This window comes from Mesorhizobium sp. LjRoot246 (assembly GCF_964254115.1).
In the GTDB taxonomy this organism is placed as follows: domain Bacteria; phylum Pseudomonadota; class Alphaproteobacteria; order Rhizobiales; family Rhizobiaceae; genus Mesorhizobium.
In genome coordinates, this window is record NZ_CAXUSN020000001.1 from 5,441,438 (window position 1) to 5,465,354 (window position 23,917).

At 61.2% G+C, this 23,917-nt stretch carries 20 protein-coding genes and 2 pseudogenes; 5 read left to right on the forward strand and 17 right to left on the reverse strand.

Annotation, left to right across the window (positions count from 1 at the left end):
- Positions 1 to 12: 12 nt before the first annotated feature.
- The 13 genes from ACSQ3L_RS26720 to lhgO all read right to left on the reverse strand — a co-directional run bounded on the left by ACSQ3L_RS26720 (position 13) and on the right by lhgO (position 16,458).
- Complete coding sequence (locus tag ACSQ3L_RS26720) at positions 13 to 780, reverse strand: triose-phosphate isomerase (RefSeq protein WP_436162630.1); 768 nt, start codon at positions 778 to 780, stop codon at positions 13 to 15.
- Positions 781 to 843: 63 nt separating this feature from the next.
- The gene (locus ACSQ3L_RS26725) at positions 844 to 1,782 is read right to left on the reverse strand and encodes a sugar phosphate isomerase/epimerase family protein (protein WP_436162631.1); all 939 of its coding nucleotides are present in this window, start codon (positions 1,780 to 1,782) and stop codon (positions 844 to 846) included.
- Positions 1,782 to 3,299 (reverse strand): glycerol-3-phosphate dehydrogenase, encoded by a 1,518-nt coding sequence (locus tag ACSQ3L_RS26730; protein WP_436162632.1) that lies wholly within the window; start codon positions 3,297 to 3,299, stop codon positions 1,782 to 1,784. The genes ACSQ3L_RS26725 and ACSQ3L_RS26730 overlap by 1 nt, the downstream gene beginning before the upstream one ends.
- Positions 3,296 to 4,855, reverse strand: coding sequence for an FGGY-family carbohydrate kinase (locus ACSQ3L_RS26735; RefSeq protein ID WP_436162633.1), 1,560 nt, complete (start codon positions 4,853 to 4,855; stop codon positions 3,296 to 3,298). Before ACSQ3L_RS26735 ends, ACSQ3L_RS26730 begins: the two co-directional genes overlap by 4 nt.
- Positions 4,856 to 4,962: 107 nt before the next feature.
- Positions 4,963 to 5,904 carry a D-ribose ABC transporter substrate-binding protein gene (locus ACSQ3L_RS26740; protein WP_013533072.1) on the reverse strand — a complete coding sequence of 314 codons (942 nt, stop codon included), beginning with the start codon at positions 5,902 to 5,904 and terminating at the stop codon, positions 4,963 to 4,965.
- Between the two features lie 38 nt (positions 5,905 to 5,942).
- On the reverse strand, positions 5,943 to 7,076 hold the full coding sequence (locus ACSQ3L_RS26745) for an ABC transporter permease (RefSeq protein WP_436162634.1): 1,134 nt from the start codon (positions 7,074 to 7,076) through the stop codon (positions 5,943 to 5,945).
- Between the two features lie 25 nt (positions 7,077 to 7,101).
- Positions 7,102 to 8,643, reverse strand: a complete 1,542-nt coding sequence (locus ACSQ3L_RS26750; RefSeq protein ID WP_436162635.1) for a sugar ABC transporter ATP-binding protein — start codon at positions 8,641 to 8,643, stop codon at positions 7,102 to 7,104.
- A complete protein-coding gene (locus ACSQ3L_RS26755) occupies positions 8,640 to 9,296 on the reverse strand; it encodes a DUF2291 family protein (protein ID WP_436162636.1) in 657 nt (218 codons plus the stop codon). Before ACSQ3L_RS26755 ends, ACSQ3L_RS26750 begins: the two co-directional genes overlap by 4 nt.
- 33 nt (positions 9,297 to 9,329) lie before the next feature.
- The gene (locus ACSQ3L_RS26760) at positions 9,330 to 10,340 is read right to left on the reverse strand and encodes a sugar-binding transcriptional regulator (RefSeq protein ID WP_436162637.1); all 1,011 of its coding nucleotides are present in this window, start codon (positions 10,338 to 10,340) and stop codon (positions 9,330 to 9,332) included.
- 423 nt (positions 10,341 to 10,763) lie between these two features.
- A complete protein-coding gene (locus ACSQ3L_RS26765) occupies positions 10,764 to 12,422 on the reverse strand; it encodes a glycerol-3-phosphate dehydrogenase/oxidase (protein ID WP_436163533.1) in 1,659 nt (552 codons plus the stop codon).
- Between the two features lie 50 nt (positions 12,423 to 12,472).
- On the reverse strand, positions 12,473 to 13,249 hold the full coding sequence (locus ACSQ3L_RS26770; RefSeq protein ID WP_436162638.1) for a DeoR/GlpR family DNA-binding transcription regulator: 777 nt from the start codon (positions 13,247 to 13,249) through the stop codon (positions 12,473 to 12,475).
- On the reverse strand, positions 13,246 to 14,781 hold the full coding sequence (locus tag ACSQ3L_RS26775; RefSeq protein ID WP_436163534.1) for an FGGY-family carbohydrate kinase: 1,536 nt from the start codon (positions 14,779 to 14,781) through the stop codon (positions 13,246 to 13,248). The genes ACSQ3L_RS26770 and ACSQ3L_RS26775 overlap by 4 nt, the downstream gene beginning before the upstream one ends.
- Before the next feature lie 480 nt (positions 14,782 to 15,261).
- Entirely contained in the window at positions 15,262 to 16,458 is a 1,197-nt protein-coding gene (lhgO, locus tag ACSQ3L_RS26780) for an L-2-hydroxyglutarate oxidase (protein ID WP_436162639.1), read from the reverse strand.
- 597 nt (positions 16,459 to 17,055) lie between these two features.
- Between lhgO and ACSQ3L_RS26785 the strand changes: the two genes are divergently transcribed.
- Positions 17,056 to 17,730 carry a GntR family transcriptional regulator gene (locus tag ACSQ3L_RS26785; protein WP_292183178.1) on the forward strand — a complete coding sequence of 225 codons (675 nt, stop codon included), beginning with the start codon at positions 17,056 to 17,058 and terminating at the stop codon, positions 17,728 to 17,730.
- Positions 17,731 to 17,752: 22 nt separating this feature from the next.
- Positions 17,753 to 17,943 (forward strand): annotated as a pseudogene (locus ACSQ3L_RS26790) (L-rhamnose mutarotase); the annotation flags it as partial.
- Here ACSQ3L_RS26790 and ACSQ3L_RS26795 read toward each other — a convergent pair.
- The 3 genes and pseudogenes from ACSQ3L_RS26795 to ACSQ3L_RS26805 form a co-directional block, all read right to left on the reverse strand.
- Positions 17,925 to 18,623: a sugar ABC transporter substrate-binding protein gene (locus ACSQ3L_RS26795; RefSeq protein WP_436162640.1), complete on the reverse strand. Its 699-nt coding sequence runs from the start codon at positions 18,621 to 18,623 to the stop codon at positions 17,925 to 17,927. The pseudogene ACSQ3L_RS26790 and the gene ACSQ3L_RS26795 sit on opposite strands and share 19 nt — an antisense overlap.
- Before the next feature lie 27 nt (positions 18,624 to 18,650).
- A complete protein-coding gene (locus ACSQ3L_RS26800; RefSeq protein WP_436162641.1) occupies positions 18,651 to 18,830 on the reverse strand; it encodes a hypothetical protein in 180 nt (59 codons plus the stop codon).
- A gap of 20 nt (positions 18,831 to 18,850) precedes the next feature.
- Positions 18,851 to 19,025: pseudogene (locus tag ACSQ3L_RS26805) on the reverse strand (mannonate dehydratase); the annotation flags it as partial.
- On the opposite strand from ACSQ3L_RS26805, the gene ACSQ3L_RS26810 reads away from it, so the two are divergent.
- Positions 18,972 to 19,145, forward strand: coding sequence for a hypothetical protein (locus ACSQ3L_RS26810; RefSeq protein WP_436162642.1), 174 nt, complete (start codon positions 18,972 to 18,974; stop codon positions 19,143 to 19,145). The pseudogene ACSQ3L_RS26805 and the gene ACSQ3L_RS26810 sit on opposite strands and share 54 nt — an antisense overlap.
- Before the next feature lie 108 nt (positions 19,146 to 19,253).
- On the opposite strand, the gene ACSQ3L_RS26815 is transcribed toward ACSQ3L_RS26810, so the two are convergent.
- Positions 19,254 to 20,321: a helix-turn-helix domain-containing protein gene (locus ACSQ3L_RS26815; RefSeq protein ID WP_436162643.1), complete on the reverse strand. Its 1,068-nt coding sequence runs from the start codon at positions 20,319 to 20,321 to the stop codon at positions 19,254 to 19,256.
- Between the two features lie 469 nt (positions 20,322 to 20,790).
- Here ACSQ3L_RS26815 and ACSQ3L_RS26820 point away from each other — a divergent pair, with 469 nt between their 5' ends.
- Together ACSQ3L_RS26820 and ACSQ3L_RS26825 are read left to right on the forward strand one after the other, a co-directional pair.
- Positions 20,791 to 22,521, forward strand: coding sequence for a hypothetical protein (locus ACSQ3L_RS26820; RefSeq protein WP_436162644.1), 1,731 nt, complete (start codon positions 20,791 to 20,793; stop codon positions 22,519 to 22,521).
- 281 nt (positions 22,522 to 22,802) lie between these two features.
- Positions 22,803 to 23,828, forward strand: coding sequence for a DUF1254 domain-containing protein (locus tag ACSQ3L_RS26825; protein WP_436162645.1), 1,026 nt, complete (start codon positions 22,803 to 22,805; stop codon positions 23,826 to 23,828).
- The last annotated feature ends 89 nt before the right edge of the window (positions 23,829 to 23,917 follow it).

Sequence of the window (23,917 nt, forward strand, 5' to 3'; positions counted from 1 at the left end):
ACCGTTTCTGGGCTAGCGCGCGATGGCGGCCGATGCCTTTTTCAGAATGTCGATATAGCCTTCCGCTTGCCACGCCGAGCGGCCGATGAACAGGCCGTCGATATGCGGCTGGCCGATCAATTCGGCCGCGTTGCCGGGATTGACGCTGCCGCCATAGAGCACAGGCGGAACAATCGGCAGCCGGTCAGCGGCAACCTTCTTGATCAGCGCCTGCTGCTTGTCGGCATAGTCGGCGCTGGCCGGGATTCCCTTCTCGCCGATCGCCCAGACGGGCTCGTAGGCAAAGAGGATTTCTGCCTTCAGTTGATCGCCGCTCAGCTCTTGCAGTGCGCCGAGAACCTGTACCGTCAACACCGCGTCGGCGCGGCCAGATTCACGCTCAGCCAGCGTCTCGCCGACGCAGATCAGCGGCACGAAACCGTGCCTGACAGCAGCCGCCGTTTTCAGTCCCACAGTCGCATCCGTCTCGCCGAAATGCTCGCGGCGCTCGCTATGGCCGAGTTCGATCACATCCAGCCCGCAGTCTTTCAACATCACTGGCGAAACCTCCCCCGTCCATGCCCCGGCGTCGGCCCAATGCATGTTCTGAGCGCCGACTTTGACGCGGGTGTCGGCAAGCGCCGCCTTGACCTGGCGCGCGGCGGTAAAGGACGGAATGACGAAAGGCTGTATCGCCTGGTCGAAGTCAGGCACGAAGGCCGCCAGCGCATCGGCGAACTGCAGCGCCTCGGAAAGCGTCTTGTTCATCTTCCAGCTCGTGCCGACCCAATATGGGGCCATTCTTTTTCTCCTTCGATACTTTTGCGACCGACATCGAAGCCGGCTTTCTGGCGACGTCTTCGCTCAAGTCCGAGGCTTGAGACTGTCGCGGCCACTGTCGACGTACGGCGCCCAGAAATCCACCGACTCGCGGATCATCTCGATGACCTGATGGTCGACTGGTTCCCTCTCCCTGAAGGAAAGTTCAAGGCAAATTTCGTTGTCGGTTCCGCCGCCTTGCCGAACTGCGTCCAGCAACTTCTGCGGCACTATGCGGCCGTCCTTGTTGTAGGCGGCCGTGAACGGCCAGTGCCCGCCCTTGTTCATGGAAGACTGCTTGATGTGGATGATGGGCGATTGCAATGGAAACGCTTTCGCCCAGGCATAGGGATCGGTGTCGGCAGGGTTGAGCGAAGTGACGTCGCCATGGTCGATGTCGATCATCATCTTCATCGGTATGGGCAGCTTCGCCGCGTCGATGGCGCCTTGCAGCGTGGCGCAGCTTTCGATCGTGTGGCCGAACTCCCGGCCCACCGACATCGGCTCCCAGAACAGATAGGACAGGCCCGCCGCCCTGGCGTGCTCGGCCACCTCACGCCAGCATTCGAGCGCGATGTCGAGCAGTGCCGCTCGCCGTTGCGGATCGTCAAAGTCCTTGTGGGTGAAGATGGCGAACTGCGTGCCCATGCCCGACGCGCCAAGTTCGGCGGAAATGTCGGCGAAGGTCTTGAACCAGTCGACATAGTAGCGCCGGACATCGACATCCGGATGGCCGAAATGATTGAGCCGGCCATAGGGTCCGGTCATGCCGGAGGTGATCCTGACACCGGTCCGCGAAAGCGCCCTGTTGAACAGGCGCAGGAATTTGACAATCGTCGCCGCCGGCCAGCCCGGATTGACGAATTCATGCGTCAGTTGCACGTCGCGGATACCGATGCCATAGGCGATCGCGTCGATCAAATCGTCCGGATCGGCGAAGCGATTGACCAGAGGATTGGTGTTGAGGGAAAGCGTGAAGGCCATCAGTCCGCCGTCGCCATGATGTTCGAGAACCAGTCTTCAAAGGTCTTCCGCTCGGCCGCATCGATGTGGAGGCCATGTTTGGTGCGCCGTTCCAGGATGTCGGCAGGAGTGCTTGCCCATTCGGTTTCGACCAGGAATCTTACCTCCCGCTCATACAGATCGGGACCGAAGCGGCGGCCGAGATCAGCTTCGCTTTGCGCGCCGGCGAGCAATTGCCGGGCGCGGGTGCCGTAGCTTCGGGCGTAGTGCTTCACCAGCGAAGGGCTCAGCCACGAAAATTCAGCATGCAGATCGCTCAGGAACTGTTCGAAATCCGCATTGGGCAGGTCGCCCCCCGGCAAGGGAATTTTGGCGGTCCAGGCTTTCTTCATCGCCGGAAAGAATGGCTGGATCTTTTCCAGCGCATGTTCGGACAGCTTGCGGAAGGTGGTGATCTTGCCGCCGAACACCGACAGCAGCGGCGCGTTGCCGTTGGAAGCGTCGAGTTCAAAGATATAATCGCGCGTCACCGCGCTGGGATTGTCGGCATTGTCGTCATAGAGCGGACGCACGCCGGAGAAACTGTAGACCACGTCCTGAGGCGTCAGCTGTCGCTTGAAATAGCGATTGACCACCTTGATCAGATATTCGACTTCGCTTGCCTCGGCCGCCACTTCCTCGGGCCTGCCTTCGTAGGGAATGTCGGTCGTGCCGATCAGCGCCAGATCGTTTTCGTAGGGGTTGACGAAGATCACCCGCTTGTCGTTGTTCTGAATGAGATAGGCCTGCCGCCCTTCCCAGAATTTCGGCACGACGATATGGCTGCCCTTTACAAGCCGGACATTGCGGGTGGAATTCTGCCCGGCGACGCGGCTGACGATGTCGTTGACCCAGGGGCCTGCCGCGTTGATCAGCGCCCGCGCCCGGACCTTCGTCACCGCACCCGTGCGGCCATCCTGCATGTCGATCGACCACAGTCCGTTTTCGCGGCGGGCCGCGACACAGGCGGTGCGCGTGAGCACCCTTGCGCCGCGCTGCCTGGCGTCCAGCGCATTGAGCAGCACTAGGCGCGCATCGTCGACCCAGCAGTCGGAGTATTCGAAACCGCGCTTGAATTCGTCCTTTATCGGCGTCCCTTCCGGCGCAGTTCTCAGATTGAGCGTCCTGGTCCCCGGCAGGCGTTTACGGCCGCCAAGGTGATCGTAGAGAAACAGGCCGAGCCGAACCAGCCATGCCGGCCTGTCCTGCGGGCTATGCGGAAGAACGAAGCGCATGGGCCAGATGATGTGCGGCGCCGCTTCGAGCAGCACCTCGCGTTCGATCAGCGCTTCGCGAACCAACCGGAATTCGTAATATTCCAGATAGCGCAGGCCGCCATGCACCAGCTTGCCGGAGCGCGAGCTGGTGCCTTGCGCGAGATCGTCCTTTTCGCACAGGATGACGGAGAGCCCGCGACCTGCCGCATCACGCGCTATGCCGGCCCCATTGACGCCGCCGCCGATCACGAAGAGATCGACGACATCTGTTGTATTGCTCAAGATCTTGCTCCTGCGCGGTGCGCCATGCCCTTCCACACCGGCCGAAGCGCCCGGTGCGCCGCGACGAAGGAAGGGAAGAGCGCATCGTAGGTTTGCGAAAGCGCCTCGTCATAGGCATCGCAGTCGCCGAGAAGCGGCGTCACCCACTCGGCGGCGCAGTCCTCCATGGAGCTGTAGACGCCGAGGCCGACCGCAGCCATCATCGCGGCGCCTGCCGCGCCGGCTTCCTGGCGACTGCTCGTGCGCACCTGCGCCCGGGTCGCCGCCGCGATGATGCGACGTAGGGATGGGCTGCGCGCGGCGCCGCCCGACAGGCGGATCTCGCTCGGCACGGCACCCATCGCCTGGTAGCAATCGCGGGCCGCGAAGGCCAATCCCTCGAGGACGGCGCGTGCCAGATCGCCAAAGCCATGCTTGACCGAAAGGCCGATGAAGCCCGCACGCGCATCAGGGTCGACGAACGGCCCTCTTTCGCCGGCCAGCGATATGTAAGGCTGATAGATCAGCGATCCCGGCTCCGATGCTTCCACCCAAGCGTCGAGTGCCTTCAGCAACTCGTCATGAGAAGGTTTGCCGCCAGCCGTCGCGAGCACGTCGCGCGCTAGGCCAAGCAGCCAGTCTATGTTGAGCGTCGCCGCCATGTTGGACTGCAACTGCGCAAAGCCGCCTGGAATAGGCATGGCGATCGTGTAGCCGGAGCCATCGTCGTTCAGCACGACATCGTCGGGAGTGGCGGCGAAGCGCGTGTGTATGCCGGTCGAGCCGATGACCGTGCAGCCCACATTGCCATAGGGATCATAGAGACCGGCTCCGAGAGCCGTCATGACCATATCCACGTAGCCAAGGACAATCGGCGTCCCTTCGAGCAGGCCAGTCTCTCCCGCCGCCGATCGCGACAGCGGATGATGGTCGGTGGTGCCTTCAAGCATGGGAGGCAACAGGCGGCGATGCGTCGCCAGATCCAGAATGTCGAGGACTTCGCCGGAATAGCTGCGCGACCGAAAATCGCCGAAGGTGAAGGTCCCTTCGGACGGATCGGTGGCGCGTTCGCCCGTCATCTTGAAGTAGAGCCAATCCTTGCAGTGCAGTGCGGTCGCCGCCAGCTCCAGCAGGTTCGGATTGTTCTTTTTCATGAAGGCAAGCTGGGCACCCTGCTGGCAGGAATTAAGCCCGGTGCCGGTCAATTCGAACCGCCTGCGATCCCGGGGATCGGCGCGCATCTCGTCGACCAGATGTCCGGCGCGGGCGTCGAGCCACAGCCACGCACCCGAGACTGGCGAGCCGGCGCCATCGATCAGCCAGGTTCCGTCGCCCTGCCCAGTGATGGCAGCCGCCGCGGTTCGTTGCGCGAGGTCGGGGATTTTGGCCGCGAGATCGCGAACCGTCCGCGCCATGTCGCGCCAGGTCTGATCGAGGTCCTGCTCGGCGCCGCCGCCTTCCAGCGTGACGAAGCTGTTGGGCACCGACGTCATGGCGAGCTGCCGCCCGGACAGATCGAAAGCGACCGATTTGATCACCGACGTTCCCGCATCGATGCCGATCAGCAGGTCTTTCATGCCGCAAATTCCGATTGGTTGCGAAGACGGTTCACAAGGGCAGTACTTGTTGTCTCAAGCCGTAGAAGAGGTAGGGAGTGTCCGCAAGGACACCCCCTGTGCACGTTTTACTCAGACAGCACGAAGGGTGCCGTGTACTTGTCGACATTGTCCTTGGTGATGAGAAGGCAATCGAACAGCTGCTTCTCGGTCGCCGCACCGGTGGCACCCGTCTTGATGAACGAGTCCGCCTGCTGCACGGCCTTGGCCGAGAAGATGGCGACCGGCTGCAGCACGGTGTACTGCAGTTCACCGGACTTGATCGCCGCAACCGCATCCGGGGAGCCGTCGAAGCCGCCGACCTTGATGCCGGCGAGCTTGCCGGCTTCCTTCAGTGCCGCAACAGCACCGAGAGCCATTTCGTCATTGCCGCTGATCACAGCGATGATGTCGGGATTGGCCTGCAGCATGCTCTGCATCTTGTCATGGCCCTGGGTACGGTCCCAGTTGGCGACCTGCGAAGCGGCCTTTTCGAGATCCGGATACTGGCTCAGCACAGTTGCGTAACCATTCGAGCGCGTGGCCGCGTTGTTGTCCGACGGGGCGCCGAGCAGTTCGACATATTTGCCCTTTTCGCCGACTGCCTGCACCCACTGCTGGGCACCGAGAGCAGCGCCTTGCGCGTTGTTGGAGACGAGCTGCCCCTTGGCGAGGCCTTCCTGGTTGATCTCGGCATTGACGAGGAAAACCGGGATGTTGGCTGCAATCGCCTTCTTCACCGCACCGACAGAGCCGTCGGCGTTGGCCGGGTCAAGAATGATCGCCACCGACTTGTTGGTGATGGCGGTGTCGATCAGGTTGCTCTCCGTGTTGGTGTCGCCCTTGTGGGCGCCGACATTGGCCGTATAGCCGAGCTTCTCGGCCTCGGCCTTGGCGACGTTGCCCTCGGTCAGCCAGTAGGGGTTGGCCGGATCGTTGACGATGATCGAGATCAGGCCCGCGGCCGACGCGGCGGCCGTAAACCCGACGACCATCGCGGCGGCAAGCAGACTTTTCAGCATGGTTTTCATGTACATTCCTCCAATGATTACGCGGTGTTGCTGCCAGTTCACCTGGCAGTCTTCCCTTGGGCAGGATTGGCCGCTTCGGCCTTCCCCCGTTTCTGAGAAGTCGGTTGGCCACCTGTCGCGCTTGGGAGCTTGCTGCGGCGGCGATACTGAACGGCATTGAGCAGCACGGCGAGCACGATGACCGCGCCCGTGAACACTGTCTGCCAGTAGGATGAGATGCCGATGATCACCAGACCATCGGACAGGAAGCCGATGACGAAGGCGCCGAGCAGCGTTCCACGGATGTTGCCGCGGCCGCCGGTCAGTGCCGCGCCGCCGATGACGACGGCCGCGATGGCCGTCAGTTCGTAGGTGGTGCCCGCCGTCGGTCCCGCCGACGTGAGCTGCGAGGACAGGATCAGGCCGGCAATGGCGGCGCAGATGCCTGACAGCACATAGACGGAAATCTGCACCGTCTTGACCGGAACGCCGGACAGTTCAGCCGCGCGCTCGTTGCCGCCCGAGGCGTAGAGCCAGCGCCCGAAAGCGGTGCGGTTCAGAACGATGCTGCCGATGAGCGCGATGACCACGAGAACCACGACGCCGGTCGGCACGCCGAACAGACGGTTGAAGCCAAGCGCATCGAAGCCGGTGTTTCCGAGCTCCGGCTTGCCGCCAAGATTGTTGTAGGTCAGGCCGCTGGTCATCAGCAGCGCCAGGCCGCGCGCCATGTACATGACGCCGAGCGTCGCCACGAAGGCCGGAACCTTGAAGCGAGCGATCAGCACGCCGTTGATCAGCCCGACGACGGCGCCGAGCATGCAGGCCAGCACCGCGACCACCCAGACCGGCGGGTAGAGTACGACGCCCAGCCAGGTCAGCGTCACCCCTTGCATCAGGAATCCGGCAACGACGCCGGCCAAGCCCAGCGTCGATCCAACCGACAGGTCGATGCCGCCATTGAGGATGACGAGCAGCATGCCGACCGCGAGAATTCCGAAGATGGCGACATGTGAGGCCATGGTGAGGAAGTTCGCCACCGAGAGGTAGTAGGGCGACAGGATCGAAAAGACGACGATAATGACGATCAGGGCGAAGAAGGCTCGGCCCTCGAGCAGCAGCCTGGCGAGATCGAAGCCTTCGCTGCTTGCGCTTGGACCGGACTGTTTTCTGGCCTGGCTGACGTCGGTCATGGTCTGGGCTCCGAAATTCTGGTGATCAGGCGACCACGGCTTCGCCGGAGGCGGCCATGATCTGCTCTTTGGTGGCGTTGGCGCCGAATTCGGCTGAAATCCTGCCGCGCCGCATGACGACGATGCGGTGCGCGATGCTGAGGCATTCGTTGACCTCGGAGGTCGAGAAGACGACCGCCAGGCCCTGCGCGGCGCGCTCGCTCAGCAAGCGGAAGACCTCGGCCTTGGCGCCGACATCGATGCCGCGGCTCGGCTCGTCGAGGAGGATCACCTTGGGGTTGGTCGTCAGCATCTTGCCGATGACCACCTTCTGTTGATTGCCTCCCGACAGCGATCCGATCATGGCGTTGCCGCCGGCGGTCTTGATGGTCACCTTGCGGATCGAGTCCTCGACCAGTCCGCGCTCCTTGGAACGGGACAGAAACAACCCCTTGGCGAATGCCTCGATGCTGGCAAGCGAGAGATTGCGGCCGACGGTCATGGTCTGCACCAGCCCGTCGCGCTGGCGGTCCTCGGGGACGAGGACAAGACCCCTAGCAATGCGCTGGGCAATATTCAGTCCCGAAACGTCCTCACCTTCCAGAAGCGCACGGCCGCCCGCCATCGGCACGCGTCCGGCGACGGCTTCCAGCAGTTCCGTGCGTCCGGCGCCCATCAGCCCATAGATGCAGACGATCTCGCCGGCCCTGACATCCAGCGACAGGTGATCGACGACGGAATAGCCTGAGCCCGAAGTATCGACGACGCTGACATCCTCGATCGACAGGGCGACCTCGCCGAACGCATGACCGGTCGGCGGCGAGCCGAGATCGAAATTCTCGCCGACCATGTTGCGCACGATCCACTCGAGATCGATATCCCTGGCTTCGGCCGTTGCCGTTATCGCGCCGTCGCGCAGGACAACGGCGTAGTCGGTGATCTGCAGCGCTTCTTCGAGGTGATGCGAAATGTAGACGATGGAGACGCCGCGGCTGGTCAGGTCGCGGATCACCTTGAACAGCACCTCGACCTCGGTTGCGCTGAGCGCGGAGGTCGGTTCGTCCATGATCAGGATGCGGGAATCGACCGACAGCGCCCGCGCGATCTCGACGATCTGCTGTTGGCCGAGGCGCAGATCCTCGACCAGGGTCATCGGATCGATGTCCTCTTCGAGATCGGCCATCAGCGCGCGCGCCTGGCGCTGCTCCTCGGCGAAGTCGAGGCCGGTCCTGGTGCGCAGTTCGCGACCCATGAAGATGTTGTCGCGAACGCTGAGGTTGGGCGCCAGGCTCAGTTCCTGGTGGATGATCGAGATGCCGCGATCGCGCGCGTCCGAGGACGAGGAAAAACTGACGAGGTTGCCGTCGAGCACGATGTCACCGGATGTCGGCGTGACCACGCCGGAGAGGATCTTCATCAGCGTCGACTTGCCGGCGCCATTCTCTCCAAACAGCGTGGTGACCTTGCCACGATGGATGTCGAAATTGACGCCCTTGAGCGCATGAACGCCGCCATACGACATGACGATGTTGCGCGCCGAAAGCACGGCGTCGCCAATCGCGGGTCCGGTGTCGGCAGCCGGTTTCATTTGGCGTCCAGCCTCACGGGAGTGACGAGCCAGCTCTTCGGGTTGACCAGCTTGAACGCGCCGACCACCGATATGGTCTTGCCGGTCAAGGCGCTCGTATCGACCTTTGCCAGGACTTCCTTCTTCATCTCGTTGTTCAGCGCCGAGCCGGCATCCTGATATTCGATCTGGTTCGTGAACTGGCCGAATGTGATCTTGCCGGTGGCATCGCGAAGCTCCGTGCCGTTGATCGCCGGACCTGTCTGCACGCGGATCATCAAGGTGTCGGGCAAGCCGTCGACGGCGACCTTGTAGATGCCCGACTTTCCCTCGCCGACGACGCCGCTGAACTTGACCGAGATGACCGGGCCAACGCCCGCAGGCATGCCGTATTCCTTCTCGGCCGTCGCCCTGTCCTTGGCGATCGCAGTGGCCACCGTCACCGCGTCTGCGGCACGCGCCTCGACATCGGCCTGCACCTTGGGAAATTCCGACTTGCCGTAGTCGGCGGCGGAGAAGACGGCACTGCGAACGTCGCCTGCGGAGCCGATCCTGACCACCTTGGTGTCGAGCGCCATGGCGCCGAGCAGGACGACAATTGCGGCGCCTGCAAGTGCCCGGCGTGGGCCGGGCGAGGTCTGCCGGGTCGACGCGGTGGCGGCCTTCGCGCTCATGACGCAACCGCCAGAAGAGCAGATCTGCCGTTGTCACGCATTTGACGATCCTCCGTTCATCTGGCGCTTCGCACCATTGGATTGGTTCTGCTCGACAAGGGCACGGGCGGTGGACTCGTCGGTGATCAGGCCGCTCAGATAACGGCTTTCGAGCACCGCTTTGATGGCGCGTACTTTCACCTTGCCGCCGGCGACGGCGACGATCCTGCGGCCTTTCAACTGGTCCCGCGGCAGTGCCAGAATTCTGTCCGACAGCGCCGTTTCCACCGGGCGGCCCTTGTCGTCGAAGAAGTGGGCGAGCAGCTCGCCGACGCCGCCATCGCGCTTGACCTCATCGATTTCGGAATGCTCGATCATGCCGGTGGCGACCAGCGAGGCTTCCCGTTCGGCTGTGCCTATGCCGACGAACATCAGGTCGGACTTGCTTGCCAGGTCGAAGACGTCGCTGATGCCGCGTTGCCCAAGCAGCACCTCACGGTCTTCGGCGGTGTTGGCGACGAAAGGCACCGGCATCACATAGGCCTGCGCGCCGGTCCGTTCGGCCAGCCGATGCATGACGTCGTGCGGATTGGCCGCGAATTTGCGCGTCACGCCGCCAAGCAGCGAGACGAAACGGAGATGGGCGGCAGAGGTACGCGTCAGATACTCGACACTTGCCGCAAGGGTGCGGCCATGGCCGACGCCGATCAGCATCTCCTCGCCGCGATCGATCTCGCGCTTCAGAAACTGCGCGCCAGCGATACCCAGCGCTTTCAGCGGCAATTCGTCCTGATCGAGATCGGGAACGACCTCGCAGTAGTCGAGTCCGTAAGCATCGATCAGCTGTTGCTCGAGGTCGATGCATTCGCCGACGTCGCCGTCGATGATCACCCTGACCAGGCCATCCTGGGTGGCCCGTGTAATGAGCCGATGCGCCTTGAGGCTGGTCAGGCCGAGCCGCTTGGCTACCTGAGCCTGCGTGAGACCCCCGGCATAGTGAAGCCAGGCCGCGCGGGTAGCGAGGCTGGACTCATGATCGCGGTTAGCGGTTCCGCCGGATTTCAAGCCATCTCCTCCCTGAGATGATATTATTATCTTTGTGTGCAAAAATTTTCACATCCGTGCATCGCTGTCAATCCCTCGCCGGATTTGGCGCATAAGCCCACGGGGAATTCAGAGGTCTCACCCCTCCCAAAACGCCGGTCTGCCGGCGTATTGGCAGTTAATTTCGGCCTATTAGGCGGTAGGCATGTTAGGTGATCATATGATGATGTTAATTTAACGTCAATCTATGTTATGTCCTGCTGAAGTCAGCAGGATTGCCCAAGCGCTCACCGCACTGGCTATTACCAACAACCTGTTTCTAATGAATAATATCGGTGATCGGAAAAATCCCAATCCGTCTGTGAGTTGGGTGATTTGCGCATACGGCACATCCCTTGGGCAAACCACCGGATTGCCTTGGAAAGAGCATCGGCGAGGGAGCGATCAGTCCAACCGCATCAGGTTCCGGCCCTCGAGCTCCACGGCAGCGGCCTCGACTTCCTCTGCAAGGCGCCCAGCGCTCCAGCCTAGCGCCCGCCCGGCGATCGCGGCAATCTCCTGCAGGTCCCGGCCTGTCAGCGAACCTGATATCGCCAGTGTGCTGCGGCGCATGACGATATCAGCCAGATGTTCGACGAATTCGCTGCGGACGATGTAGTCGATCTCCGATTTGCTGTAGCTTTCTGAATCCGGCAGTCGGCCCTTATCATCCGGCCCAAACGTGGCGATCTGCGTGGCTCTGGTGCCATATCGTGACAGCAGCTCATCGAGACGCCGTTCTTCAGCGCCCGTCTCCGCGTGAACCAGAGCCAGCCAGGTTGCCCGCGCCGCAGCATCGGCCGGGAAATCCTTGCCGCCGCCAATCGGCATGGCTTGCGTCGTCACCTTGCGGCTGCGCTGCAGGCGGCCGAGCACAGTGTCGGCGACTTCCTCGGCGAAGCCACGAAAGGTCGTCCATTTGCCGCCGACCAGCGAAATGACCGCGAAAGGTCTGTTTCGATCCGGCTCGGCGACCGGCGCCGAGTGGTCACGGCTGATCAGCCCGGGCACCGATGCGTCCGAGGCCGGCAGCGGCCTGATGCCGCTATAGGCGTAGACGATCTGGCCGCGCTCGAACGCCATCCCCGGCAACAACGTCCGCACGCTGTCGAGCAGGTACTCGACTTCGTCAGCTTCGCAGCGAACCTCGTCGGGGTTATCGGCCTTGATGTCGGTGGAGCCGACCAGCGCCAGGCCGAGATAGTCGTAGACAAGGCAGATACGGCCGTCATCGGCTTCGAAATAGAGCATGCGCCCGGCAAGGCTTCTCACCAGTTCGTCATGCCTCAGCAGGATATGCGAGCCCTTGGTGCCGCCGATCATCTTCGATGGCGCGCCAAGCAGATCGTTGACATCGTCGATCCAAGGACCGGCGGCATTGATCACCAGCTTCGGCCGCACCGAAAAGACCGCGCCGTTTTCCGGCTGGAAGGTCAGCACGCCATCGGCGGATTTTACCAGCGCCGTGTAGTTCGCGCTGGCGGAGGCCGCATTTGCCTGCAGCCCATCGAGGATCAGCTCGAGCACCAGCCTTTCGGGATGGCTTATCTTGGCGTCGTAGTAGGTGCCGGTGGCGACGATCGCAGGGTTAAGCGCCGGCATCTCATCCAGCGCCTGCCGCCGCCCGACCATGCGGTGGCGCGGCATGATCTGGTTTCGCGAGCCGTAGAAATCATAGATCATCAGGCCGATCTTGATCAGGATGGCGCCGCGGCTGCGCGGCGCGCTGGTCGAGCCGAACAGCGTTCGCAGCGCCGCCAGTATGCCCTTGCTCCAGGAAAAGATCGGGATGACGGTCGGCAGCGGGCTGACATAGTGCGGTGCATTCTTCAAAAGCAAATTGCGCTCAAGCGTCGATTGCGCCACCAGCCCGAACTCGCCGGTTTCGAGATATTTCAAGCCGCCATGGATGAGCCGCGATGGTGCGGCACTGGTGCCCGAGCCGAAATCCGCCTTGTCGACGATCAGGCAGCTGACGCCCTGTGCGCACAGATCGCGAAACAGCCCCGCGCCGTTGATGCCGGCGCCAAGGATGACGACGTCGACCTCGCCGGTCACGGCCATGGCGGCCAGACGCTTGACGGGATTTTCCGCACCTGGTCTTTCAGATAGATTCATGACGCCTTCGTCTTGACGATTTGCAGCTTCACGCCCGCGCGTTCGAGGGCTTGCGCCCGTGCATCGCCCAGGCCTTCGGTTGCCAGTACGATGTCGAAGCTGGTCAGATCGTCGAAGACGTGCAGCGCGATCCTGTCGAACTTGGCGTGATCAACCAGCAGGATGCGCTTGACCGATGCTGCCATCATCGCCTGCTTGACCCGCACGACATTGGGATCCTGGATGAAGGCCGTGGTTCCGGTGATGGCCGAAGCCGAACAGATCAGCACATTGGCGCGAAGCTGCGCCACGGCGTTCTCGCAAACGATACCGATATAGGCGTTGTAAGTGCCGTGGTACTGGCCGCCGAGGCAGATGAAGTCGATGTCGTCGACATTGGTCAGCAGCGCAGCCGTCGCGACGGAGTTGGTGATGACGGTCAGCGGCTTGACGTCGAGCAGCAGCGTCGCGACAGCGTTTGCCGTCGAGGAATCGTCCAGCATCACCACCTGGCCGGCTTCGACATAGTCGAGTGCTGCCCGCGCCAGCGCATCCTTCTCGGCCCGGTTGACCGTCACCCGATAGCGAAAGGCGCTTTCATAGAGGCCGGAAGGCTGAACGGTCACCGCACCGTGCAGCTTGCGTAATACGCCCTGCTGCGCCAGCCGGTCGATGTGCCGGTGTATGGTCATGCGCGATACGCCGAAATGCTCGACCAGATCGTCGATGCGCACCTGGCCGAGCTTGATCACATAATCGGCGATCTCTTCGCGCCGTTCGTCGGCCTTGATCATGTGCTTCCCCCAGTGTCTTGCCGCGCCAGCTTCTCGATCTCCGGCCAATGCGGTTCGAGCGCACCGGCTACGCGGCCATAGAGGGAAAAGCGCTCGTTGAACACAGCGCTCGAGGCCGGCACAGGCTCGTATTGGCGCGCCGTCATGCCGACCTGCCTGGCGCCCTGCTGCGGCGTCGCGAAAATGCCGACCGCGGCACCCGCGCAAAGGGCAGCGCCAAAGGCCGCGGTCTCGTCGGTCGAGGTGATGGTGACCGGGGCATTCAGCACATCGGCAAACATCTGGACGAAAGCCGGATTGCGCGAACCGCCGCCGGTCAGTCGGATCTCGCTGACAGAAAAGCCTTCGCGCAAGGCTTCGACATGGGTGCGATGATTGAAAGCTATGCCCTCCAGAACCGCCTTCAGCATATCGCCGCGATTGTGCCAGCCGTGAAGGCCGACAAAGCTGCCGCTGGCGACATCGCCAAAGGGGGAACCGAACAGATAGGGGTGAAACAGGATGGTCGAGGGCTTCTTCAGCGCCGCGTCGATCTCTGCTGCCAAGAGTTCATGGATCGAGTCGCCATTAGCATCCGCCCTGTCCTGCTCCGAGCGGCAGAACGTGTCGAGAAACCAGTCGTAGTTTGCGGTCGAGGCCGGCGAGATCGCCATGTTGTTCCAGCGGCCGACGTCGATGGCGTTGCGGCAAAGCCAACGCGGGTCGACGCGCGGCTGCGAAGAGACCACTTCGTTGATGGAATAGGTCCCGGCGACGATGGCAAGCACGCCCTCCCCATGGCCGCCCATGCCAAGCGCGGAGGCAGTCACGTCATGCAGGCCGCACGCAACGGGTGTTCCCTTGGCAAGGCCGGTCATTTCGGCAGCCTCGGCAGTCACGTGACCGACGATTTCGGCCGAATGCGCCATCGGCGGCAGCGCGTCGAAAAGATCGTCCAGTCCGAAGATGCGCATCGCTTCCGGCGCGTAAGCCTGCGTGCGGAAATCCGTGAATGAGGTGCTGGCCTCCGTACGATCGGTGCCGATCGTGCCCGACAGGCAAAAGCGCAGCCAGTCCTTGCAGGACAGTATATGCCCGATGCGCGCATAACGGTCGGGTTCGTTCTTCCTGATCCAGGCCAGCAGCGCCGACGGCGCCGAGACGTGCGGTGCCTGGCCGGTGCGCGCCAACGCGTCTTCAAAGACCCTGTCCGCCGACCATCGTTCGACGATCTCGCCGGCGCGGCTGTCGAGCGACAGGATTCCGGGGCCTAGCGGCCGACGATCCTTGTCGAGCAAATAGAGACCGTCGCCATGCGCGGTCGCTGCCACCGCCTTGATGTCGTCTGCCGGGCGGCCACAGAGCGCGATCGCCTCCTTGATTGCGTCAGCCGTCGCTTGCCAGAGGCCGGCCATGTCGCGCTCCACCCAGCGCGCATGGGGCATCGACTGCGGCACCCGTCGACGCGCCACCGACAATTGCGTGCCATCGGCGTCGAAGATCACCGCCTTGGTAACCGTGAGACCGTTATCGATTCCGAGCAGACAGGGCATGGTCACCGCCTCTTTCAGCAACTGGCGATGGGCATTGCAAGGTAATCCCGCAGGCTGGGATAGGGGTGACAGACATGGCGACAATCAACGAGCAACGGTGATAAAAGAACGACGCGGCCGATGGGCCAAACGAACCATACCGTCATGTTAAGTTAACGTCAATGTGTGAGACATTGTCGGAAGCAGCTAAGAAATTTGGCATCGCCCCACGACAAAAATTCGCAAAACTCCTCTCGATTCATAGCATTTTTGTCCAAAAAACATCCCAATACGAGTCGTTCATTCGTACAGCATGGGACGCGGAGACGAAGTCCCGCCAATGCCAAGCGGCAATCCAGACACCGCGTGGGTTTCCAGCCTCAGCGACTTCTATGCACGCTTCTTTCCAACTCTCGCAGGTGGCGAAGCGGTGCGCCCGCCGAATTGCACACGATACTCGAGGACATAGCCGGTCGACTGCAGGCCCTTCCGGCGCTGGACTTAGCGTATGTGCTGAAGGCACCTTGACGCGATCATCCGACCGATGGGAATGGCCGAAGTCGCCGCCGGTGACGGAGCGTTTCCGACGTGCAAGCTGCGTGGCGTCTCGGCGAACAGAAAATCGTGCACGGCTTCGCCGGATGTCGTAACCGCCTGCGCACGGATGCCAGCCGGACAAGGCATCAGGTCAGCGAGTTCGAGCGTCGGACAGTATTTCCTGCACTCTTCCAGATAGCCACGCTTCGAAAGCGAATTGGCAAGCTCGTGCGCCGCATGACGCCGATGCCGCATCACGAGCTTCCAGAATCCCGGAAAGCCTATCATGTCGGCCGCGTCACGGGCATTGAAGGAGAATTTCGGATAGCCCTCCCGGGAGAGGCCGAGCACGGCATTGGGACCGAGCGTCACCGATCCGTCGATCATGCGCGTGAGATGGATTCCGAGGAACGGCAGGTCGGGGTCCGGCACCGGATAGATCAGATGGTTGACGATCCCGTTGAGCCTTGGCGGCAGGCGGAAATACTCGCCCCGGAACGGCACGATCCTGTAGGAAATGTCCGCACCCGCCATGCGTGCCAGCCGGTCGGACTGGAGTCCGGCGCAGCAGACAAGTTGACGCGCCTGCCAGTTCCCGCCCTTCGAACCGATCTCGACGGCAGAGCCGGTCTCCTTGATCCTATCCACCGTTTCGTCGAAATGGATGGTCGCGCCGGCTGCCTGCAGAAGCGACAGCATTTTCCGGCATATGTCCCGGTAGTCGACGATCGCCGTTTCCGGGCTAAGCAGCGCCCCGACGCCGGCAATTTTCGGCTCCAACTCCCTCAGTTCGGATTCTCCCACACGCCGCAGATTGAGCCCGTTTGACGTGGCCCGCTCATGGAGTGCGTCGGCGCGTTTCATTTCAAGCGCATTGGTTGCAACGATCAGTTTGCCGCACGTGTCGTAGCGTATCGCATGCTCGTCGCAGAATTCCTTGGTCGCGCGCGCTCCCTCGATACAAAGCCGCGCCTTGAGGCTGCCCGGCACATAGTAGATGCCGGCATGGATCACGCCGCTATTGTGTCCTGTCTGGTGCTTGCCGACGGTATCTTCCTTCTCGAGCAGAAGCAGGCTGGCCTGCGGACGAAGCGCCAGCAGTTCCCTGGCGGTGGCAAGTCCGACGATGCCGCCGCCGATCACGCAGAAATCGTAGATCAATCAAAGTCTCCCGAGCGGCGCCCCGCCCATCGGCCGCCCGCCCCACAGGCTGCGGATCTCCTCGATGCAGTCAAGCCATATGTCGCGCAGGTTAAGATGGGATGCGGGGCGCCAATACGAAGTCGCTGACGTTCCAGCCGCTCGCCAATGCGAGGTCGACGCGGCCATTTGACAGCCGCGACGCAGGTGTTGAGCTGCTCGGTGCCCTTCTGGACGTCAAAATCCTGGCTGAGGCTCAGGATATCGATGCCTAGTTCCGCTGCGCGCGCCTGAAGCGCCTTGTTGGCCGGGGTCGCGTAGGCATGTGAATCCGCCGCCGTCACGTAGCAAACCGTCTTGGCGTTCGGACCTCTTCGAACATGCCTTGAAATGCCCGCGCGGCGAACATGCGGGCTCAGTCCAGGCTTTCTGTTGCGGATTGAATTTCTCGCTGCCATGTCAACTATTGCACTAATATAACAGCCCAGGCAAGCTAGATTCAGGTAGCCGTTATGGACGCCAGATGTCGACCGGTCCCGGCGTTTGCATCGGCGTGCATTCTAATTGACGTTCTAATATAATCCGACCATTTCTGGTGAACGAAGAAACGGATTTGCAATGGACCTGGATCCTTCGACGCTCAATCGAGCTCTTCCGCTCCGCGATCAGATCTATCACAAGATCCGCAACCTGATCGTCGTCGGGCAGATGAAGCCGGGGGAAGTGATCAACGAGGTCGCCATCGCGGAGGCCCTGGGTGTGTCGCGCACCCCCGTGCGTGAAGCGGTCAAGCGCATCAGCGACGAGGGCCTGGTCAAGATCCTGGCACAGACCGGCACCTATGTCGCTCCGATCAGCCGGGCCGACCTGGAAGAAGCCTATGTCATCCGGCGGGCACTGGAGATGGAAAGCGCCCGACGCGCGGCCGCCAAGTTCACGCCGGCAGCCAGCGAATTGCTGGAAGACAACATGGCGGCGCACCGGCTGGCCATATCGCGCGGCAGATATGCCACCGCGATACAGCTCGACGATGTTTTCCACCGCACCATCGCGGAGATCTGTGGCCTGCCGATGATCTGGAGAGCCGTCGACATTTCAAAGGCACAGATGGATCGTGGCCGCTATCTCGCCATTCCGAAGCCCGGCTATGGCGAACAGACGATCGAGCAGCACGAGGCCATTTTCGACGCGCTGAAGCGCCACGACGCGGAGGGTGCGGCGCAAGCGATGGAACATCATCTCGAGACGTCGTTCCGCAACACGCTCGAAGTCGCAGCCGACCTTCTCGACTGAAGAAGCCCGGGAAGCAACCGGCATGCAACGAATGGGACTTTGTATCGGCGTGAAAGCCGGGGCGATCGCGGACTACAAGCGCGTCCACGCCGCCGTCTTGCCCGAAGTGCTCGAAGTCATCAGCCGCGCCAACACCCGCAACTATTCGATCTTCCTGCACGAACGGAGAACCTTCTGTTCGCCTGCTGGGAGTATCACGCCAGCGACTTTGCCCCACCCAGCGAAGACGAGTCGTTGATGCCGTAGATGATGTTGATGTCGGCGTTCTTGGCCAGTGCCGCCGAAGACACTTCGAGCGCGCGGTCCGGATTGCCGCCGCCATCGAGGTCGTGGACCATGACGGCGTCAGGGATGACAGTCTTCAGACCGTCCATGAAGCCGTGCGAGCGCAACACCGTGGCGGAGAGCAGGGGCAGGCCGACATTCATCACCTTGGCGGTGCCGCCGAGCTTTTCCTTGGCATATTTGCCGGCCTCGACGCCGGAGAAATAGCCGGTGTCATAGTCGCAGATGGCAACCATCGTCGTCATGCCCTTGACCGGGTTGCCCTCAAGCACCACAGGGATGTTGGCAGCTTTGGCCTGACGCAGCAGAGGCACCACACCCTCTTCATTCACCGGGGTGATAATCAGCACATCAACGCCCTTGGCGATGAAGTCTTCGGCCGCGGAGACCTGCTTGGATATGTCGAGGTTGGCGTCTTGCACCTCAACCTCGATGCCGAGTTCCTTGCCGTGAGCCTTCATGCCCTTGATGACATTCTGATACCACTCATGGGTGGCGTAATTGGTGACGTAGCCGATGCGCTTCGGCATGTTTTCAGCCTGAGCGGCGATGGCGCTCAGCGCCAGTGCTGCCGCGGATGCAAACAGAATTGACCTAGACCAGTGCATGTTTCTTCTCCCAGTTTATCGCTTTTGTTAATCGCTGAACGGGTAGTCCCGCCGTTCCGGGTCGGCACGTGAAGAGGTGGTGGATTCGCCCCAGCCGAGTGCCGCCGATATCTTTTCGGCGGCGGCCCGGGTCCGTTCGAAAACCGTTTTGCGATCGAACCGTGCCGCCTTCTGCGGCAGCAGGACAGGTAATTTTTGCGTATGCAAATTATGCCTGACTCCTCAAGCAAGCTCGAGCGCTCGACGGTGCGCATGATGCCGCGCGGTTCGGCGAGGCCTTTCAGCCGCCCGATCAGCGAATAGCCGGGATTGATCCTGGTCTTGCCGATGTCGTCGGCGACAGAGGCCATGGTCTGGTCGCATTGGAATGCGCCAATCGGCACGGCCTTCCCTGCTGCGTCTTCAGTCCGCTTCCGCCCCGACGACGCGGGCGGCACCGTAGCCAGCCTCGGCATTCCCGAGCTTCAGCGCGAACAGGAGCAGTTTAGGCATCAAGCGGCGATGAACTGGAAATCATCCTGATGCAGCTTCGCCAAAGGTCTTCAAGGTAGGACATTGCCGGCCGCCTCGCGCGCCACGGCGGTCGTTTGGCGCCAGCGCGATGCCTCGGACAAGTTCAGATCAAGGTTGTCAGCTCCCAAGCGAGGCCACCTTTGCCAGCGTCTGCGAAGGGACTTCCCCAAATATTCTCTGATAGAAAGCCGCAAATCTCCCCAGATCGGTGAACCCATGGTCAAGGGCTGCTCGGGTGACGCTGACATGCGCAGGCGCCGCCGCACCCAGCGCGCGATGAACAGCTGATAGCCGCCTTAGGCGCAGATAAGCCACCGGACCGATTCCCAATGTATGCTGAAATGCGCGGTGGAGCGTGCGCCGCGATACAATCAGAGCGGAGCACAATTCCGATATGTGCACTGGCCGATCGATTTCGACGCTGTCGATATAGTCTTCAACGTCACGGACCAGTTTCGCGCCACCGTGAACCTGCTCCTCGCGCTCCTCTGGTACTTCGTCGACGATGCCCGCGATGAAGGCTTCTACCAGCGACCGTTGGAAATAAAGTATCCCTGCCCTGGTGGTAGGAACTGTTCCCGTACGCAGCTGCGAAATCTTTCCCGCGATCTCCCGGCTAGCAAATGCCCGCAGCGACGGCGAAGCCCGAAACCGGTCAATCTTGGTCCAGAATTCCCGATCCTGCAGAGCCCGTTCGCCTGTGACATAGGCGGCGAGCGCCTCTTCGCTGAGCGTGATTGTCGCATAGCGGGATTGACCAGTAAAACGGCCCTCCTGTTCGACCGATTTCGGAAACACTATGACATCGCCGGGAACGACGTCATAGTCCCACTGCGAGACCTCGCCGCTGCTCTCCAGCATCATGCCGATCGTGACCAATTGCGGGTTCATGACACCGCGCGCTCGGATATCTGGCCCAAAATCGCCAGCGCTTACAGCGAGTTCGCCGATCTGAGCGTGCGTCAGCTGGCCTTCGAACCTGCCCGGCGCCAATTGCACGACCTTCAGATCCGCGCCATGCACCGCTTCCCGAAGATCTTCCGTGTTATGCAACTTAAACGTGCGTGCTTTCAGCTCTATCTGATCGGCTGAATCAGCTTGACCGGCAGATAAAGACTGGTCGCTATTTTTGCCCGACTCTGAGTCCTGCTTCTCCGCTGAAGCGCCCCTCCAAGTATTTGACATAGGAAGACCTCGCCAGATTGTCTTCTCCCCGCCACGTCAAGTATAGCAGTTCTTGGCACAAACTGCATAGCGTAGAATTATGGCAATGGTTAAGTTCAGGCCGCAGACGCTCCTCGACAAGTCGGAAGCTGGGTTTTGGTCTTCCGGTGAAAGCGAACGACGCCCGAGCCGTCCTGCCTACCGCGGGTTGCGGCGTGGCACAAACTGCATAGCGTTATCGCTATCGGCGGCATAGCCTGTAGCTGAACTTGGGAATGCGATTTGCGGCTTAAACCGAAGGCCGCGCGGCGGGTTTACAGGCTGTCGGTGAAGATGCGAGCGATGTCGGTCGGGCTATCGATCCCGCACATACCTGAGCGCGAGATCGGTTCAGGTTGGAATTGGTGACGTGCCCTTCGACATGAGAGTAACTCGGAATCAAGGTTGATTGTAACGCGCGGGTCCGTGCAAGACCGAGGGGAGGCGTGTCATGGACGCTGGCCAGGAAGACCTGAAGCCAAGCGAATATTTGGCAGTTACGCACGAGCGCGCCCGGGAAGAGCTTGAAGCCCTTCTTTCGGACCCGCTGTTTCAGTGCTCGGAGCGCAACAAAAAGTTTTTGCGCTTTATTTCTGAAGAGCTTTTTGCCGGGCGCGAGAGCGCCCTTAAGGCATACTCCATCGCTGTCGACGTGTTCGGCCGGCCGTCATCCTTTGATGCCTCGACTGATCCCATTGTCCGGATCGAAGCGACACGCCTTCGCTCTGCACTGTCTCGCTATTATGAACTGTATGGGCTGGATCGGGAGGTCAGCATCGAACTTCCGAAGGGCAGGTACGTGCCGATGTTTTCTCGACATGTCCGGGAACCTGATGAATGGACAGATCATCCAGGCGGCAAGCAGCCGCTTTCCGAGGCCTACACGGTGCTCAGATCGACGCCAATGCACGCAATCGGCCGAGGCACCAGGACCCTGAAAAGGGCGGGCCTGGCGGGTATGGCCTTGCTTGGCGTTGCGCTGTTCGCCGGGATCAACCTTCTGGACGGGCTAAACAGCATGCCTGTCTCCGAAAGGCCTTCCCTCTCGGTCGACCTCGATGGCTCGGGCGACAGCGAGGCTGTTGCCCTTCGCGATTCGCTCATGATCGCGCTTTCGAGCTTCAGCTCGCTGCGGCTTTCAACACCGGACGTCTACACGTCGAGCACAGCCGAAGATTCCCCTGCCACACCGACCCAGAACCGGTACCGACTGGTTGTGAAGTACGGTTCCGACAAGGTCGAGAAGTCGGTCTGGTGGCAGGTCATCGACCAACAGACGGGTGAAGCTCTCCAGTCCGGCGATGAACGTGTTCGCAGAGATACCGAGTCATGGACCGATCAGACCCAACTGCTGGTTTCACGGCTGGCTGCCCAAATCGCCTCCGCGGATGGCGTGATCAATACCGTCGAGGCTAGCCGGGATCTACAAAATCCCACCCTCGGCAACGGTTGCGTGCTGCGGGCAAATCTCGCCCTGAACATGCAAACGGCGCAGACCTTGCAGCAGGCAAGGCAGTGCCTTGAACGTACACTGCAGCAGCGCCCCTACGATGCGGATGCCCATGCAATGCTAGTTCCCATACTGCTGTCGATCGACCCGCTGGACGCGCCGACCGATTTGACCGCAGCCGCTCACGAACATGCTGATCGCGCGGTGGCGCTGGCTCCTCGGTCTTCTCGCAGCTTTGCGGCCAAGATGATTGCCGAGTTCCGGACGGGCCATGTGGAAGCGGCGATATCGGCGGGCCGCAGGGCCATGAGCCTCAACCCCTACGACACCAAGGTGGCTGCGAAGCTCGCCAGGATCCTCTACTCCACCGGAGAGCGAAGCGAGGGCCTGAGGCTCGCAAACCAAGCGGTGGAATTCGACGGCTCGCCGCAGGCGGACGCCGAATTGACGCTCGCTTTCGATGCCTATCGGCAAAAGCAATTCGGTGAAGTGCTGCTGCGCCTTCGGCGGGAGGTCAACAAGGAATGTTATCTCTCCGACCTGTTGCTGGCGGCAACGCTGTGGCGCCTGGGGCGAGAAGACGAGGCGCTCGCCATGATCTCGCATATCCGGCAAACGCGCCCCGACTTCGAACGAAATTTCCGTTCCGATATGTCCAGCCGCCATCTTGACCCACAATTGAGCGCTGACCTTGCGCAAGGGTTGCAGCTCGTCGGCCTTCGGATCCAGTAAATCGTTGCGCACATTTCGGACAACATGACGCATCTGGCTGTGAGTTCGGATAAGATTCGGCTGAACACACCAAGCGCTCCATCGGATGAAGCGATTAACCAATCCACCGATGATTCCGCGGATGGCATAATGCCACCGACCCTTGTTGGCCCGAATCCGCTCCGACAAATTAACCGTTACGTTACTTCAATCCTTCACGGAAAAGAGTAACGCTGGTTGGAACTTCGTACGCATCTTCGGCGATACGCAGCCATGTCAACAGTCGGAGGCGGAGCACCGTCATGTTTAAGACAATTGTCGCAGGATTGATCCTCTCAGCCAGCGCCGCTACTTCTTGTTGGGCAGCGGACAAGATACCTGTAACCCCGGATAACTTCGCTCGGGCCGAATCCGATATGTACCTTGCCAAGTCCGTCAAGGAGGAAGGCGCATTCGGCAAATTGACCCACAAGCGCCAGCCTGTGCCGATTGACAAGCAGACGGTGATCCGGATGAACCGCGACACACTCTATTCGTCCGGGGTGTTCGATCTTGACGCGGGGCCGGTGACGTTGACGCTTCCCGACACAGGGACGCGATTCATGTCCATGCAAGTGCTCGACGAAGACCAATATACAGCTAAAGTCGTCTACGGAACTGAGAGCAACACGTTCACGAAGGATCAGGTTGGAACGCGATATCTCTTCGTTGCCGTTCGCACTCTGGTCGATCCGACGAGGCCAGGTGACCTTGATGAAGTCCACAAATTGCAGGATGCCATCAAGGTCGATCAACCCGGCGGTCCAGGCAAGTTCGAGGTGCCGAATTGGGACGAAGCCAGCCAGACGAAAGTGCGCGATGCATTGCTTGCCCTGGCGTCGACAATGTCGGACTTCAGCCGCGCATTCGGATCGAAGGCCGAGGTCGATCCGGTACATTTCCTGATCGGTGCTGCGGCAGGATGGGGCGGCAATCCGGACAAGGATGCGACCTATAAGGGATTCACACCAAAGGGAAACGATGGCAAGACAGTCTACAGGCTCCATGTCCCTGTTGACATCCCTGTTGATGCGTTCTGGTCCATCAGCCGTTACGACGCCAAGGGTTTCTTCGAAGCAAACGACCTGAATGCCTATTCACTTAACAATCTTACGGCGACGAAGGGGAGCGACGGATCTGTCGATGTGCAATTCGGCGGCTGCGATGGAAAGGTCCCGAACTGCCTGCCGATCGATGCGGGCTGGAACTATATGGTCCGACTGTATAGACCTCGACCCGAGGTGCTGAATGGCACTTGGAAGTTTCCGGAAGCACAGCCGGTGAACTAGACCTACAGCAATTCTAGGAAAAGTGCGTGGCGGTTTTCCTGGAATTGCGCAAAAACAAATACTTAGCGCGGATCAGCTATTCTTTCAAA

Excerpts from the sequence above, each read along its gene's own strand:
- ACSQ3L_RS26755 (WP_436162636.1), bottom strand. The coding sequence starts at position 9,296 with ATGAGCGCGAAGGCCGCCACCGCGTCGACCCGGCAGACCTCGCCCGGC.
- ACSQ3L_RS26825 (WP_436162645.1), top strand. The coding sequence starts at position 22,803 with ATGTTTAAGACAATTGTCGCAGGATTGATCCTCTCAGCCAGCGCCGCT.
- ACSQ3L_RS26750 (WP_436162635.1), bottom strand. The coding sequence starts at position 8,643 with ATGAAACCGGCTGCCGACACCGGACCCGCGATTGGCGACGCCGTGCTT.
- ACSQ3L_RS26785 (WP_292183178.1), top strand. The coding sequence starts at position 17,056 with ATGGACCTGGATCCTTCGACGCTCAATCGAGCTCTTCCGCTCCGCGAT.
- ACSQ3L_RS26725 (WP_436162631.1), bottom strand. The coding sequence starts at position 1,782 with ATGGCCTTCACGCTTTCCCTCAACACCAATCCTCTGGTCAATCGCTTC.
- ACSQ3L_RS26770 (WP_436162638.1), bottom strand. The coding sequence starts at position 13,249 with ATGATCAAGGCCGACGAACGGCGCGAAGAGATCGCCGATTATGTGATC.
- ACSQ3L_RS26795 (WP_436162640.1), bottom strand. The coding sequence starts at position 18,623 with ATGCACTGGTCTAGGTCAATTCTGTTTGCATCCGCGGCAGCACTGGCG.
- ACSQ3L_RS26765 (WP_436163533.1), bottom strand. The coding sequence starts at position 12,422 with ATGGCCGTGACCGGCGAGGTCGACGTCGTCATCCTTGGCGCCGGCATC.
- ACSQ3L_RS26810 (WP_436162642.1), top strand. The coding sequence starts at position 18,972 with ATGGTCTGGTCGCATTGGAATGCGCCAATCGGCACGGCCTTCCCTGCT.
- ACSQ3L_RS26720 (WP_436162630.1), bottom strand. The coding sequence starts at position 780 with ATGGCCCCATATTGGGTCGGCACGAGCTGGAAGATGAACAAGACGCTT.
- ACSQ3L_RS26735 (WP_436162633.1), bottom strand. The coding sequence starts at position 4,855 with ATGAAAGACCTGCTGATCGGCATCGATGCGGGAACGTCGGTGATCAAA.
- ACSQ3L_RS26745 (WP_436162634.1), bottom strand. The coding sequence starts at position 7,076 with ATGACCGACGTCAGCCAGGCCAGAAAACAGTCCGGTCCAAGCGCAAGC.
- ACSQ3L_RS26815 (WP_436162643.1), bottom strand. The coding sequence starts at position 20,321 with ATGTCAAATACTTGGAGGGGCGCTTCAGCGGAGAAGCAGGACTCAGAG.
- ACSQ3L_RS26775 (WP_436163534.1), bottom strand. The coding sequence starts at position 14,781 with ATGCCCTGTCTGCTCGGAATCGATAACGGTCTCACGGTTACCAAGGCG.
- ACSQ3L_RS26820 (WP_436162644.1), top strand. The coding sequence starts at position 20,791 with ATGGACGCTGGCCAGGAAGACCTGAAGCCAAGCGAATATTTGGCAGTT.
- ACSQ3L_RS26740 (WP_013533072.1), bottom strand. The coding sequence starts at position 5,904 with ATGAAAACCATGCTGAAAAGTCTGCTTGCCGCCGCGATGGTCGTCGGG.